Origin of the sequence: Actinopolymorpha sp. NPDC004070, assembly GCF_040610475.1 — a bacterium.
Taxonomy (GTDB): domain Bacteria; phylum Actinomycetota; class Actinomycetes; order Propionibacteriales; family Actinopolymorphaceae; genus Actinopolymorpha.
Genome location: NZ_JBEXMJ010000013.1, coordinates 147,100 through 160,095 on the forward strand (window position 1 = coordinate 147,100; position 12,996 = coordinate 160,095).

The 12,996-nt window shown below is 71.3% G+C and carries 13 protein-coding genes; 4 read left to right on the forward strand and 9 right to left on the reverse strand.

Translation table 11 applies throughout. The features are described from left to right. Nucleotides 1-77: 77 nt before the first annotated feature. From ABZV93_RS23120 to ABZV93_RS23140, 5 genes are all read right to left on the reverse strand, one after another. Complete coding sequence (locus ABZV93_RS23120; RefSeq protein ID WP_354939515.1) at nucleotides 78-1,151, reverse strand: phosphatase PAP2 family protein; 1,074 nt, start codon at nucleotides 1,149-1,151, stop codon at nucleotides 78-80. A 432-nt stretch (nucleotides 1,152-1,583) separates the two neighbouring features. Beyond that, nucleotides 1,584-2,231: a PH domain-containing protein gene (locus ABZV93_RS23125; protein WP_354939517.1), complete on the reverse strand. Its 648-nt coding sequence runs from the start codon at nucleotides 2,229-2,231 to the stop codon at nucleotides 1,584-1,586. Continuing rightward, nucleotides 2,228-2,395, reverse strand: coding sequence for a hypothetical protein (locus ABZV93_RS23130; RefSeq protein WP_354939519.1), 168 nt, complete (start codon nucleotides 2,393-2,395; stop codon nucleotides 2,228-2,230). Before ABZV93_RS23130 ends, ABZV93_RS23125 begins: the two co-directional genes overlap by 4 nt. Before the next feature lie 165 nt (nucleotides 2,396-2,560). After that, nucleotides 2,561-3,652: a methylmalonyl Co-A mutase-associated GTPase MeaB gene (gene meaB / locus ABZV93_RS23135; protein WP_354939521.1), complete on the reverse strand. Its 1,092-nt coding sequence runs from the start codon at nucleotides 3,650-3,652 to the stop codon at nucleotides 2,561-2,563. Beyond that, nucleotides 3,649-4,839 carry an acetyl-CoA C-acetyltransferase gene (locus tag ABZV93_RS23140; RefSeq protein ID WP_354939523.1) on the reverse strand — a complete coding sequence of 397 codons (1,191 nt, stop codon included), beginning with the start codon at nucleotides 4,837-4,839 and terminating at the stop codon, nucleotides 3,649-3,651. Before ABZV93_RS23140 ends, meaB begins: the two co-directional genes overlap by 4 nt. Before the next feature lie 90 nt (nucleotides 4,840-4,929). On the opposite strand from ABZV93_RS23140, the gene mce reads away from it, so the two are divergent. The 3 genes from mce to ABZV93_RS23155 all read left to right on the forward strand — a co-directional run bounded on the left by mce (nucleotide 4,930) and on the right by ABZV93_RS23155 (nucleotide 9,001). Continuing rightward, the gene (mce, locus tag ABZV93_RS23145; RefSeq protein WP_354939525.1) at nucleotides 4,930-5,511 is read left to right on the forward strand and encodes a methylmalonyl-CoA epimerase; all 582 of its coding nucleotides are present in this window, start codon (nucleotides 4,930-4,932) and stop codon (nucleotides 5,509-5,511) included. Between the two features lie 506 nt (nucleotides 5,512-6,017). Continuing rightward, nucleotides 6,018-7,505, forward strand: coding sequence for a DivIVA domain-containing protein (locus ABZV93_RS23150; protein ID WP_354939526.1), 1,488 nt, complete (start codon nucleotides 6,018-6,020; stop codon nucleotides 7,503-7,505). Between the two features lie 119 nt (nucleotides 7,506-7,624). Further along, on the forward strand, nucleotides 7,625-9,001 hold the full coding sequence (locus ABZV93_RS23155; RefSeq protein WP_354939528.1) for an AI-2E family transporter: 1,377 nt from the start codon (nucleotides 7,625-7,627) through the stop codon (nucleotides 8,999-9,001). Between the two features lie 275 nt (nucleotides 9,002-9,276). Here the strand turns inward: ABZV93_RS23155 and ABZV93_RS23160 are convergent, their stop codons facing one another. The 4 genes from ABZV93_RS23160 to ABZV93_RS23175 all read right to left on the reverse strand — a co-directional run bounded on the left by ABZV93_RS23160 (nucleotide 9,277) and on the right by ABZV93_RS23175 (nucleotide 12,691). Continuing rightward, entirely contained in the window at nucleotides 9,277-10,062 is a 786-nt protein-coding gene (locus ABZV93_RS23160) for a ThuA domain-containing protein (protein ID WP_354939530.1), read from the reverse strand. 93 nt (nucleotides 10,063-10,155) lie between these two features. Continuing rightward, nucleotides 10,156-11,286, reverse strand: a complete 1,131-nt coding sequence (locus ABZV93_RS23165; protein WP_354939532.1) for a Gfo/Idh/MocA family oxidoreductase — start codon at nucleotides 11,284-11,286, stop codon at nucleotides 10,156-10,158. Nucleotides 11,287-11,482: 196 nt separating this feature from the next. Continuing rightward, on the reverse strand, nucleotides 11,483-12,349 hold the full coding sequence (locus ABZV93_RS23170; RefSeq protein ID WP_354939534.1) for an alpha/beta hydrolase: 867 nt from the start codon (nucleotides 12,347-12,349) through the stop codon (nucleotides 11,483-11,485). Nucleotides 12,350-12,394: 45 nt separating this feature from the next. After that, nucleotides 12,395-12,691 carry a hypothetical protein gene (locus ABZV93_RS23175; RefSeq protein WP_354939536.1) on the reverse strand — a complete coding sequence of 99 codons (297 nt, stop codon included), beginning with the start codon at nucleotides 12,689-12,691 and terminating at the stop codon, nucleotides 12,395-12,397. Between the two features lie 60 nt (nucleotides 12,692-12,751). Between ABZV93_RS23175 and ABZV93_RS23180 the strand changes: the two genes are divergently transcribed. Next, nucleotides 12,752-12,976 (forward strand): zinc ribbon domain-containing protein, encoded by a 225-nt coding sequence (locus ABZV93_RS23180; RefSeq protein WP_354939538.1) that lies wholly within the window; start codon nucleotides 12,752-12,754, stop codon nucleotides 12,974-12,976. Nucleotides 12,977-12,996: the final 20 nt, after the last annotated feature.

The window sequence follows — 12,996 nt, forward strand, 5'->3', positions numbered from 1 at the left end:
ACGAGTATGGCCAGGAGATCACGAGTATGGCCAGGAGATACGGCCCCGAGATCCTGCCCTGCGGTCTGGCGACGACGCTAGTCGGGGCGGGACGTGCTGGAGGTCCCGGCCTCGGCGGGATCGGTGCGCTCGTCGGAACGCACGCTCCCCCGGCGTTCGGGCCGGACATCCGGCCGGGCGTCGGCTCGCGGGCCGACATCGCGTCGGACCCCGTTGGGCACGTCGCGGCCCGCCTCAGGTCGCACATCAGGCCGGGCATCCGGCCCGGCGTCGGACAGGCGCGGATCGGTGCTGCCGGCGTGCACCCGTCGCGCCACCGCCTTCGCGGGAGGGACGACTCGCGGCCGGATCAACGCGACCGTCCACTCGACCGCCACCCAGGTCGGGCCGGCCAGCCGGCGCAGCCATCGGCGCACTTCGTTCCAGTGCAGGTCGGCCAGCAACGACACCTGCAGCACCGCGCCGCCGACCATCGTCCCGGCGATCAGGTCGCTGAACCAGTGCGTGTGCCGGTAGACCGAGATCACCGTCATCAGTACCTCGGCCGCCGCGACCAGTCCGATCAGCAGCCACCGCCGGAGCCTGCTGACGTTGCCGTACCGCACCAGCAGCGCCACGATCAGCCCGTAGACGAAGATCACGTTGGCGGTGTGGCCCGAGGGGAAGAGCACGTTGTCGCCGCTGAACAACGCCGGCCCGCCGGTACGCGGACTCTCCCGGCCGCTGGCGAGCTTGACGACGCCGATGGTGAAGTTCAACCCGAGGGTGGCGCCCACCGCGATGACCAGCGGGCGGATGCTGCGGATGCGTCGACTGAGGTAGTACGCCACGCCGAACAGCAACGGCAGACAGATGAGCCGCTGCCCGATCCGGTCGACCTTGTCGGCGTAGGAGTACTCGTACGGGCCCTTGAACTTCCAGATGTGGGCGACGACCTCGTCCAGCCGGAGCAGAGGCCCCCCGCGCGCAAGGTCGAGCAGGATGGCCACGACGCCGACGAGCAGCACGGCCGCCAGCACCGGAAAGCGCGGAACCGGGCGGACGACCTCGTCGCGGGACGGGGGTGTGGTGAGCTCGGCGTCCGGGGACTCCTCGCGACTCGGCTCGTCGCGGCGGGACTCACGGTGCGGCTCGGAGACTCGGCCATGCATCGACCAGCCGGCTCCTCTCGGTGCGGGTGGATATCGGCGGGAACCGGGGGTGGTGATGTGCCGATACCCAAGTGCCAGGTGGCACCCAGTCAGTCAACCTGACGATAGACGAGTGGTGACGGATGGTGGTTCCGCCGTGAGTGTTGACCACTGAGCGTTATCTCATCATTCATCCACCCGTCGCGATGACCTCGCGAGCATACCCATCTCGCCTGGGAGTTACCGGATCGGCGAGCGGGGCGCGATGCGCGAACACGGCGGGCGCACGAGCGGCCACGCCGGCGGAAGTTCAGCAGGTGCTGCGAGCCGGTGCGCCTGAAGACCGGATCCCGGAAGGGAGGCTCGGAAAGGCGGTCCGGAGAGGCAGGTCCCGAGGATGGGGACCGAAGGGAGCCGGCGCGGCGTTCGGTCGGCGGAACGCCGGCGCGGCCCTCAGCGCGGGAACCGGCGCGCGGTGGGCGGACCGGGGCGGCGCGGATGGTTGGCGCGGGGCCGGGCGCCAGCCGGTGCCTTGATGTTCGTCGAGCTCGAGCCGTCGCCCTCGTCCTCCTTGGCGGTCGCCCGCAGACCGGAACGCTGCAGCAGCCGTTGGATCGTGAGGTCGCGCTGGTCGGGTTTGCCGACGAACTTGATGTCGCGCAGTCCCTGCTCCTGCGCGGCGGACTCGAAGATGAAGTGCCCGTATCCGAGGATCCGGCCGACGAACGGCTTGTCCACGGTGATGTCGAGGATCCGCATGATGGGGGTGGTGGCGATCTTCTTGGTCAGCACCCCGCTCACCCGGAACACCCGCATGTTGGTGATGACGAATCTGTCCATGTGTTCGATCAGCGCACGTGAGCCCGCGTGAGCGAACAGCACGAGCGCGGCGATGAACGGCACCCATGCCGCGTTGACCGGGAGGTTGAGCATGGCCCCCAGCAACAGCAACGCACCGATGCACTCCAGCGCCGGAATGATGTAGACCACCCAGTGGTGGCGTACTTCATCGACGACCACCTCGCCCTCGTCGGCGAGAAGGTGCCGCACGATCTTTGGGTCAGCGAAGTTGAGCCTGACCCATCGAACGGGTCCGGTCACGCGAACACGGAACTGAAGAACTGGATGAGGGCCTGGAAGCCCTGTCCAATCAAGGCGCCCGCCCCGCGGACGGCGCCGGCAGCGTTCTCCGGCCTGGTCACCAGATAGAACGCGACAAAGGCGATCACAAGCCAGGTGACCACTTTCTTAGTACCGGCTGTCACGACCGTACTCCTCCCTCGTTGGGCTCCCCTGCGGCCCTCGCGTGTTGTAGCCCAGCATGAACTCTAAGTGGTTTCGACCGGAAGGCAAATGGGGCACGACACACTTGTCCACACCGCGGGCTCAGACGGCCAAAAGGTCTGACCAAACGGGCATCGCGGACGATGTTAGCGAGATCTCGCCGCTCTGGCACCCCTGTTGGCGTCATCCATCTGTGACGGCTGGTCACCGAGCATCTGGCCGACCAGTTCGTCGGCCGCGCGGTACGGGTCGAGTTCGCCGGCCGCCACCCGCGCGGCCACGGCGTCCAGGCGGTGGTCGCGGGGCAGCCGGTCCAGGCGCTGGCGCAGGTCGACCAGCGCCAGCGCCTCCACCTCCGCCCGGGCGCGGCGCATCCGGCGCCGGGCGAGTTCGCCGGTGTCCACGCTGTCCGCGTGGTGCCGGTCCACCGCCTCCACCACCGCGTCCACGCCCTTGCCCGTCGTCGCCACGCTCAGCACGATCGGCGGCCTCCAGGCACCGTCGGGCCACGAACCCAGCGCGAGCATGTTGCGCAGGTCGCGGCGAACGCGTTCGGCGCCCTCCCGGTCGGCCTTGTTGACCACGTAGACGTCGCCGACCTCCAGCAGTCCCGCCTTGGCCACCTGCACCGCGTCACCCATGCCGGGCGCGAGGAGGACGAGCGTGGTGTCGGCGAGCCCGGCCACCTCGACCTCGGACTGGCCCACCCCGACGGTCTCGACCAGGATCACCGCACAGCCGGCCGCGTCCAGAACGCGGACCGCCTGCGGTGTGGCCCAGGCCAGGCCGCCGAGGTGCCCTCGGGTGGCCATCGAACGGATGAACACCTCGGGGTCGGTGGCATGGTCCTGCATCCGCACCCGGTCCCCGAGCAGTGCTCCCCCGGAGAACGGCGACGTGGGATCGACGGCCAGTACGCCCACCCGCAGGCCCTGCCGACGGTAGGCGGCCACCAGGGCGGAGGTGCAGGTGGACTTGCCGACTCCGGGCGCGCCGGTGATGCCGACGATCCTGGCCTGGCCGGCGTACGGCGCGAGTGTGGCCGCCACCTCGCGCAGTGCGGGCGAGGCGTCTTCCACCAGGGAGATCAGCCGGCCGACCGCCCGCGGATCACCTGCCCGTGCAGCCTCGACGAGATCGGCGACCGAACGCCGGCGCCGGCCGGCCGCACGAGGCCCGGCCGTCCCGCCGGGCTCGGCGGCCGGAGCGGGCTCCGCCGCCGGAGCGGATTCGGTCACCGGGATCCGCCGCCGGCCCGGACGACAAGTGCGTCGCCCTGACCGCCGCCGCCACACAGGGCGGCCGCGCCGACACCGCCGCCACGGCGGTCCAGCTCCAGCGCGAGGTGCAGGACGAGCCGGGCACCCGACATGCCGAGCGGGTGGCCGAGCGCGATCGCCCCGCCGTGCACGTTGACGCGTTCCTCGTCGACGCCGAGCGCGCGCACCGAGTGCACGGCGACCGCGGCGAACGCCTCGTTGATCTCGATCAGGTCCAGGTCGGCGGGGGTGATCCCCTCCTTGGCGCAGGCCGAGCGGATCGCCGCGGCCGGCTGGGAGTGCAGCGAGGAGTCCGGCCCGGCGACGGTGCCGTGCGCACCGATCTCGGCGATCCAGCTCAGCCCGAGGCGCTCGGCCACCGCCTTGCTGGCGACGACGACCGCGCACGCGCCGTCGGAGATCGGGGAGGAGGAACCGGCCGTGATCGATCCGTCGGGGGTGAACGCCGGGGAGAGCCCGGCCAGCCGGTCGGCCGTGGTGTCCGACCGGATGCCCTCGTCGGCGGTGACCACCAGTGGCTCGCCCCGGCGCTGGGGCACCTCGATCGGGGCGATCTCCGCCTCGAAGATGCCGTCCTTCGCCGCGGCCGCGGCCCGCTGGTGGGAGCGCGCGGCGAAGACGTCCTGCTCCTCCCGCGTCAGTCCCAGCTCGGCGTTGCGCCGGTCGGTCAGGACGCCCATGGGCGCCTCCGTGTAGGCGTCCCACAGCCCGTCGTGCTCCATCGAGTCCAGGAGCTGGGCGTTGCCGTACTTCACTCCGGTGCGTGAGCGCGGGAGCACGTGGGGGGCGTTGGTCATCGACTCCATGCCGCCGGCCACCACGATGTCGAACTCGCCGAGCCGGATGAGCTGGTCGGCGAGCGCGATCGCGTCCAGCCCGGACAGGCACACCTTGTTGACCGTGATCGCGGGGACCGTCATCGGGATGCCGGCCTTCACCGCGGCCTGGCGGGCAGTCAACTGGCCCGCGCCGGCCTGCAGCACGTGCCCCATCACGACGTACTGCACCTGGTCCGGTGACACACCGGAGCGATCCAGTGCTGCCTTGATCGCGATCCCGCCGAGATCGACGGCGGAGAAGTCCCTGAGCGAGCCGAGCAGGCGCCCCATGGGGGTGCGCGCGCCGCTGACGATGACGGTTTCCACGCCCCCACCCTACGTGGGCGAAGTCGGCTCGTCCCGGATCGTCGGCGGGCCTGGGACCGCCCGGAGCGGCCATGGCGGAGGATGGGGCGCATGCCCGACGAGACCTCCGCTTCGCGGCCGGCTCCCCCGCCGGTCCCTCCCCTGTTCGGCTCGATCGACCACGTTGGTGTCGCCGTCCGTGACCTGGACGCAGCGATCTCGTGGTACGAGCAGACGTTCGGAATGCGGCTCGTACACATCGAGACCAACGAGGAACAAGGTGTACGCGAGGCGATGCTCGAGGTGGGCACGTCCGGCCCGCAGCTCCAGCTGATCGCTCCCCTGCGCGACGACTCGCCGGTGGGCCGTTTCCTCGCCTCTCGTGGCGAGGGCCTGCACCAGGTGGCCTACGCCGTGGACGACGTGGCGGAGGCCGCGGCGACGCTGCGGTCGCGCGGAGTGGAACTTCTGTACGACGAAGCGCGGAGGGGCACCGCGGGGACGCGGGTCAACTTCATCCACCCGAAGGCGGCCGGCGGCTTCCTCGTGGAACTCGTCCAGGCCCCACCGGACGGGACCGCCGGCGCACCGCAACCGGCCGCGGAACCGCCGCCCGGACGGGACCGGCGGGAGCAGGGCCGGCAGCAGGACCGGCAGCAGGACCAGGAGCCGGACCAGGAGCCGGAGCGGTAGACGACCCGGCGACCGGGCAGGAGTCCGTACCGGAGGGACCGGACTCCGTTACCGCGGCCGGACCGAATCCTTAACAGTTCCGCAGAAATCTGAGAATCCTGGCTACAGGCATCCACGGGGACACGGTCGCGTGCCAAGGTTGTGGAGGTGCCCTGCGCACGGCTGGACCGGGGTGCGGGCGAGGGTTCACCGGACGGGGCTGGAGCGGGCTGGACCGGGGCCTGACTCGAGTTGGACTTGAGCTGGACTTGAGTTGGACTTGAGTTGGACTTGAGCTGGACTTGAGTTGGACTTGAGCTGGACTGGGGCTTGGACGGGCCGAACGGAGGTCGTGGCGTGGATCGTGTCGTGCGTTTCGGCGGCCTGTCCCCGGTGGGTGACACCCTGGGTCACCAGCTAGGGTTCGTCGCCGCACCGACCGGCACCAGTCGGTGGTCCCGTCATGGCGGGGGTCTGCCGGGCCGGGCACCATAGGGGGAGTTCCACCGACGCTGTGAGGAGCGCAGATGTCTGAGCCGGACGAAGGCCTTTCCCTACTGGAGAATGGTCGCAAGGTCGGCACGTTCACCACCGTCCTCCTCGGTTACGACCGGCAGGAAGTCGACGAGGTGGTCGGACAGCTCGACTCCGCCCTCGACGAACGCGACCGGACCGTCGGTGAGCTCCAACGAGATCTCGCGCTGACCAGACGTGCCCTCGAGGACGCCGGTGAGCCCACCTGGGCCAAGCTCGGAAGGCGGGCACAGGAGATCCTGCGCCTGTCCGAGGAGCAGGCCCTCGACGTGGAGAACCGCGCCGACGACGCCGCTGCCGACATCCGGGCCGAGGCGCAGGCGGAGGCGCGGCGGCTCACCGACGACGCCGAGCGGGCGGCCATGGAGCTGCGCCGGCGGGTGGCGGACGAGACGGAGAAGATCCGCAACGCCTCCGAGGAGGAGGCCGAGCGCATCATCAAGGCCGCCCAGAAGCGGCGCGAGGAGATCCTCCGGCACGCCTCCGACAACGCCAACCGGCAGTTGCGTGACCTCGAGCACCAGCTCAAGACGCGCCGGCAGGGCGCCGAGCACGAGGTGGCGGCCATGCTCGCCACCGCCGAGCGCGAGGTCACCGAGCTGCGCGGCCGCGCCGACCAGGAGGTGACCGAGCTCCGGTCGACCGCCGACCGGGAAGTGAAGGAGCTGCGCACCACCGCTCGTCGGGAGGTCGCCGCCCTGCGGGCCACCGCCGAGCGCGAGGTGAACGAGCTGCGGACCACCGCCGAGCGGGAGGTCGCCCAGCTGCGCACCACCGCCGAGCGGGAGGTCGCCGAGCTGCGCACCACCGCCGAGCAGGAAGTGGCGGAGCTGCGGGCCACCGCCGAGCGGGACGTGACCGAGCTGCGCACCACCGCCGAGCAGGAGGTCGCGGAGTTCCGCGCGACCGCCGACCGGGAGGTGGCCGAGAAGCGCGCGACTGCCGAACGCGAGGTCGCCGAACGCCGCAACGCCGTCGCCGGAGTCCTGGAGCAGGCCCAGCGCGAGGCGGCTGCGGTGCACACCGCCGCGACCGCGGAGGCCCACCGCAACACCAGCCACGCCGAGCAGTTGCTGCGCGACGCCGAGAAGCGCGCGCAGGACAGCGACCAGCGCACCGAGGAACGCCTGCGCGCCGCCAACGACCGGGTGGCCCAGGTTCTCGCCCGTTCCCGCCGGGAGGCCGAGCAGATCCGTCGGGAGGCACGCGCGGAAGCCGAACGCATCGAGCGGGACGCGCGGTCGCGGGCACACGAGGAGACCACGGCGGCCCAACGCCAGATCGCCAACCTCCACCGTCAGCGGGACGAGCTGATCGAGAGCCTCACCCGGCTAAGGGACAACGTCCACGTGATCTCCGGCGCCAACGTCCCCGACCAGCAGCGGGCCGCGCAGGTCGGTGCCACCAGCGGCACGGCCGCGCAGGCGGGGTCACAGGACAGCAACCGGCCCGGCAACGGCGGCTCGTCCACCGAGTCCTGACGCTGCCGGGGGGCCGCGCCGACCGGGCGCGGCCGGACAGGTGCAAACCCGGGTCGGTCGTGAGAACCTGCACTGGCGTACGCCGGGCAGGACAAGCCCCCGGCATGGTCGGAGGCGACATGGGTGAGCAGAACGCGCCGGGCGGGTCACGGCCCGGAGCCGGCGACGCCGGCCAGGCGCCGGGATCGTCCGGGTCCTCGGGGCACGACCGCCCGAACGGCGGCTCCGCACCGAACGGCGGGGCGGCCGCTGGCTCCGAGGCGAGCCCCGGTGGTCCCACGGCGTCCGCGTCGACCGCCACGCTGCCCGCCGGCCCGGGTCCCGAAGCCGGCGCCGGCAAGCGGCCGGACATCGAGACCAGGCCCGGTTCACGTGATGGCGACCGGCACCATGGCGTGCCCGGGCCCGACGAATCGGCGGTGGACGAGGACGGCGACGGCCCGAGGTTCGGGCGGCCCGGACCGCGGATCAGCCGGCGTTCGCCGTTCTATCTCGGCTTCTTCGGCGCCCTCGGCGCACTGCTGGCCTGGCAGCTGTTCAACCTGCTGGCCTCGGCCAGCAGCGTCCTCGTGCTTCTCGTGGTGTCGCTGTATCTCGCCGTCGGGCTCAACCCCGCGGTCGAGTGGTTCGTCCGCCGGCGGATCAGCCGTGGCGTCGCGGTCGCCCTGGTGTTCCTCTGCCTGGTGGTGGTCTTCGCCCTGATCGGCCTGGCGATCATCCCGGTGGTGACCAAGCAGGTCACGTTGTTGATCAACCAGGTGCCCGACTGGTTCACCACGCTGCGCAACAACCCCAACCTCCAGTCGCTGGACGACCAGTACGAGGTCACCAAGAAGGTCCAGGACTACATCACCAGCGGCGGGCTGGCCGAGCGGCTGTTCGGCGGCGTGGTGGGTGCCAGCCGGATCGTGGCCAGCACGTTGTTCGGCGCGTTCACGATCCTGGTGCTGACGTTGTACTTCCTCGGCTCGCTGCCGACCACGAAGACCGCGCTCTACAAGCTGGTCCCCCGCTCCCGCCGGGACCGCGTGACCATGCTGGGCGACGAGATCCTCGCCCGGGTCGGCAGCTACGTCGGCGGGCAGTTGGCGGTGGCGGCGATCGCGGCGTCCGCGTCGTTCGTGTTCTTCCTGATCGTCGGGCTGAGCGAGTACGCCCTCGCGCTGGCGATCGTGGTGGCGATCCTCGGCCTGATCCCACTGATCGGTGGCGCCGTCTCGGCGGTGGTCGCCACCTCGATCGGGCTGCTCACCGACGTGAAGATCGGGATCGCCTGCATCATCTACTACGTCATCTACCAGCAGATCGAGAACTACCTGATCTACCCCCGGATCATGCAGCGTTCGGTGAAGGTGCCCGGCACGGTCATCGTCGTCGCGGCCCTGGCCGGCGGTTCGCTGCTGGGCATCGTCGGCGCCCTGCTCGCGGTGCCGACCGCGGCGGCGATCCTGCTACTCATCCGCGAGGTGCTGCATCCCCGGCTCGAGGAGGCGTAGCCGCGGTCAGTCGCGGTGCCGTACTGACAGAGGCCCCGTCGCGGCGCGCGTGCAACGAAAAGCTCCCCGGCAGCTCAGCGCTTGAAGCTGCCGGGGAGCTTCGTCGTCTCAGGCCCCACGTAAGGAAGTTCCCGACGGCGAGAACCTTCCTGCGCCGGGCACTTCCGCCGACGAGAAAGGTCCTGGCGCCGGAAAGCTTCCGGCGCCAGGACCTTTCCTACCTGGGCAACGTCTCTACGCAGAGAGCATCCCGGCGCAGGGCGTCGCCGCCGCGGTCAGGACTGCGCGAGGCGGGGGTCCGCCGTCGGCAGGCTCTCGCCGGAGTCGTACCACCCGGTCGGCCGGCGGGACACGAACGGCGTGATCCGCTCGGTGCCCGTCGGGGCCGCCCAGGTGACCGCGTTGGACAGCACCCGCTGGATGTCGGGGTGGTGGTAGACGGGGTACTCCTGGTCGCCGGGGCTGAAGTAGAAGACCCGGCCACGGCCGCGGCGGTACGCACATCCGCTGCGGAACACCTCACCACCGGTGAACGAGCTGATGAACACCAGCTCGTCCGGCTGCGGGATGTCGAAGTACTCGCCGTACATCTCCTGCGCCGGGATCAGGATGGGGTTCGGCACGCCCGCCGCGATCGGGTGGTCGGGCGCGACCGTCCAGACCATCTCCCGGTCGTTCTCGCTGCGCCAGTCCAGCGAGCAGGTGGTGCCCATCAGCTTGCGGAAGATCTTGGAGAAGTGGCCCGAGTGCAGGACCAGAATTCCCATGCCGCCGAGCACCGCCTCGTGCACCCGGTCGACGACCTCGTCGGAGACCTCGCCGTGAGCGGCGTGGCCCCACCAGGTCAGCACGTCGGTCTCGGCGAGGACCTCCTTGCTCAGCCCGTGCTCGGGCTCCTGCAGGGTGGCGGTGCGGACGACGACGTTCTCACCGAGGTGCTTGGCGATCCCGTTGGCGATCGCGCCGTGCATGCCGTCGGGGTAGATCTCCTTGACCGAGGCATCCCGCTGCTCGTGGACGTTCTCGCCCCAGACTGTCACCCGGATCGGGGACACGCTCATGTGGTAACTCCCTGGTTGCTCGGTTCGGAAAGCTCTGTACGGGCCGGGCGGCCCTGGTGGTGAGGGTGCGGGCGAACGGGAAGGACCCGCCGCTCAGGCCTCCACCACGGGGACCTCGCGGCCCTCCAGCGACGACAGGTAGCAGGCGTCGATGATGCGGGCCCGGGCCAGACCGTCACGGCCGGTGTGCGCCGACCAGTCTCCACCCCGGATGACTCCCACGAAGTCGCGGACCACCGCGCGGTGTCCCTCGCCGCGGACGACCCGCGGACGCACCTCGGCGGGCGCTCCGGCCACGTCGGTGTAGATACGGAGCGTGTCCTCCGACGCGTAGTTCTCCACGCCGATCTCGGCGCCGCCGTCGGTGCCGTACAGCGAGACGCCGAAGTCGTCGCCGGGCTTGCGGAACGTCGCCCAGCTGGTCTCCAGCTGCAGGACGCCGCCGCCCTCCAGCCGCAGGAACGCGGTGGCGAGGTCCTCCACCTCATACGCCGAACCCACCGTCTGCTTGGCGGCGTACTGCGAACCGCCCAGCCCGCGCGGGCCCAGCTCGGAGAACGTCGACGCGCTCGCGGACAGGACCCGCGGCTCACCGAGGAGGTACAGCGCCATGTCGAGCATGTGCACGCCGAGGTCGATGAGCGGTCCGCCACCGGCCATCTCGCGGTTGGTGAACCAGCTGCCCATGCCGGGGATGCCGTTGCGCCGCATCCAGTGAGCCTTGGCGTAGTAGACGCGGCCGAGCTGGCCGGCGTCGAGCTGCTGCTTGAGGATCGCGACGTCGCCGCGCTCGCGGTGGTTGAAGCAGATCTTGAGGACGCGGTTGGCCTTGGTGGCCGCGTCGACGATGGTCTGCGCCTCCTCACCGGACCGGGCCAGCGGCTTCTCGCACAGGACGTGCTTGCCGGCCTCGAGGGCGGCGACCGAGATCGGCGCGTGCAGGTGCGTGGGAGTGGCCACGCTCACCGCGTCGATGTCGTCACGCGCGATCAGGTCCTGCCAGCGCTCGTACAGATGGGGAATCGAGTGTTCCTTGCCGAGCTCGGCAAGGCGGTCGGCCTCGAGACCGGCGAGGGAGACGACCTCGACATCCGGCAGGGCGAGGTAGCCCTTGAGGGCTGCCTGCCCGGCGAAGCCGAGGCCGACGACGCCGACGCGGAGGGGACGGGAAGGATCGGGCTGCCCGGCGGCCGGAGGCTGCGCCGGATTCGAATTGGTGCTCATCGGGGCCCAGTTTATGGAGTGGACCTGTATCCCCCGAAGACACGTAGTCGGGGGCAGATTGGCCAAACCCGGCCAGCCTGCAGGCAGGGTCGAGGGTTGTGCTCCATGATCGGGTCCGACTGTGTCAGGACGGCGACGCGGCGGAGCCGTCGGCTCCGATCCGCCGCGTGTCCCCGATCCGCCAGGCGCTCGGCGCTCAGCCCTCCGACGGGGAGTTGCCGGGTACGGGAACGTCGGCGAACGCGGCCACGGTCCGGTCCGCGTAGGCACTGGCGTCGGCGTACTCCATCGGGCCCGCCCAGGTCGTCGGCAACGGTCCCACCTCGGGTGCCACCCGGGCGACGATCTCGTCCAGGATCCTCTCGGCGTCCCCGACCCACAGGTGCTTGCCGCCGTCGATGCCGACGACCTCCGCCTGCGGGATCGCCGCGAAACGCTCGCGGGCCTCCGCCGGGCGCAGGTAGTCGTCGAACTCCGGAACGAGAGCGGTCAGCGGCTTGCCGGACTCCGCCCACACCGCCAGGTGCTCGGGCCGGGAGAACCGCAGCGACGGCGAGAGCAGGATCGCGCCCTCCACCACGGGGTCGCAGCCGTGCATCAGCACCAGGTCCGAGCCGAACGACCAGCCCACCAGCCAGATCCGGGGCAGCTCGGCGAACTCGGCGTACTCCAGCGCGGCCGCCACGTCGAACCGCTCCGCGTCCCCGCCGTCGAACTCCCCCTCGCTCACGCCCTGGACGCTGCGGGTGCCGCGGGTGTTGAACCGGACGACCGCGAGCCCGGCCAGCGCGGGCAGCCGGTAGGCGGCCTTGCGGTAGATGTGACTGTCCATCATCCCGCCGTGGGTGGGCAGCGGGTGGACGCAGACCAGGGTCGCGACCGGCGCCCGGTCCAGCGGCTGGGAGACCTCACCGACCAGGGTCAGCCCGTCGGCGGTTTCCAGAGCAAGGGGGGTACGCCTGGCCGGGAGGACGCTGTTGGCCCGGATGGGCCGGGCGGCGCCCTCCGGCTGGTCGGCGCCCTGGTCGGCGGACTCGGCAGGGGTGTCGGCGGAACTGGTCACCCACCGATTGTCGCCTCCGGTCCCCCACCACCCATCCCCCGGGGCTCAGCGGCGCCGCCGCCGGTCACGGGCCCGCCAGCAGCCGTTGTGCCAGTGCCGGCGTTCGTCCAGACCGGTTCCGACGAACGACGAGGGATCCACCGGCCACGCCACCACGTGCGGGGTCGCGGGCGGGATCAACTGGTCGCAACCGGGACAGCGGTACGGCTTGGTGCTGGTCGATCCGGTGAGCTTGCGGACCACCCAGTCGCCGTCGGGCCACTCCTCCACCTGCTGGTGGCCGCCGAACAGCGGTCGCTGCGGAGGCTCGGGGCGGCGGGGGCGCGGGCGGCGTCGGGGCACGGGCCAATTGTCCCCTGCTCACCTGTGCCGCCGGCGCCGCCGGTCGCCTACCCTGGTCGCGTGCCGCGATACGAGTACCGCTGCCGCACCTGCGGCGACACGTTCGAGCGTGCCCTGCCGATGAGCGAGTCGGGTGCGCCCGCCCCCTGCCCCCACGGTCACGGGGACACGGTGAAGTTGCTGTCCACCGTCGCGCTCGGCGGCCGCGCCGGCACCGGTCCGGGCATGGCGGCCGCGCCGCCCGGCGCAGGCGGTTGCTGCGGCGGCGCCTGCGGTTGCCGCTGACCCGCCCGGGGTGTTGAGGG

What these genes read in the sequence shown, in the direction of transcription:
- ABZV93_RS23150 (WP_354939526.1), top strand. Translation starts at nt 6,018, where the DNA reads ATGTCTGAGCCGGACGAAGGCCTTTCCCTACTGGAGAATGGTCGCAAG.
- mce (WP_354939525.1), top strand. Translation starts at nt 4,930, where the DNA reads ATGCCCGACGAGACCTCCGCTTCGCGGCCGGCTCCCCCGCCGGTCCCT.
- ABZV93_RS23120 (WP_354939515.1), bottom strand. Translation starts at nt 1,151, where the DNA reads ATGCATGGCCGAGTCTCCGAGCCGCACCGTGAGTCCCGCCGCGACGAG.
- ABZV93_RS23165 (WP_354939532.1), bottom strand. Translation starts at nt 11,286, where the DNA reads ATGAGCACCAATTCGAATCCGGCGCAGCCTCCGGCCGCCGGGCAGCCC.
- ABZV93_RS23160 (WP_354939530.1), bottom strand. Translation starts at nt 10,062, where the DNA reads ATGAGCGTGTCCCCGATCCGGGTGACAGTCTGGGGCGAGAACGTCCAC.
- ABZV93_RS23155 (WP_354939528.1), top strand. Translation starts at nt 7,625, where the DNA reads ATGGGTGAGCAGAACGCGCCGGGCGGGTCACGGCCCGGAGCCGGCGAC.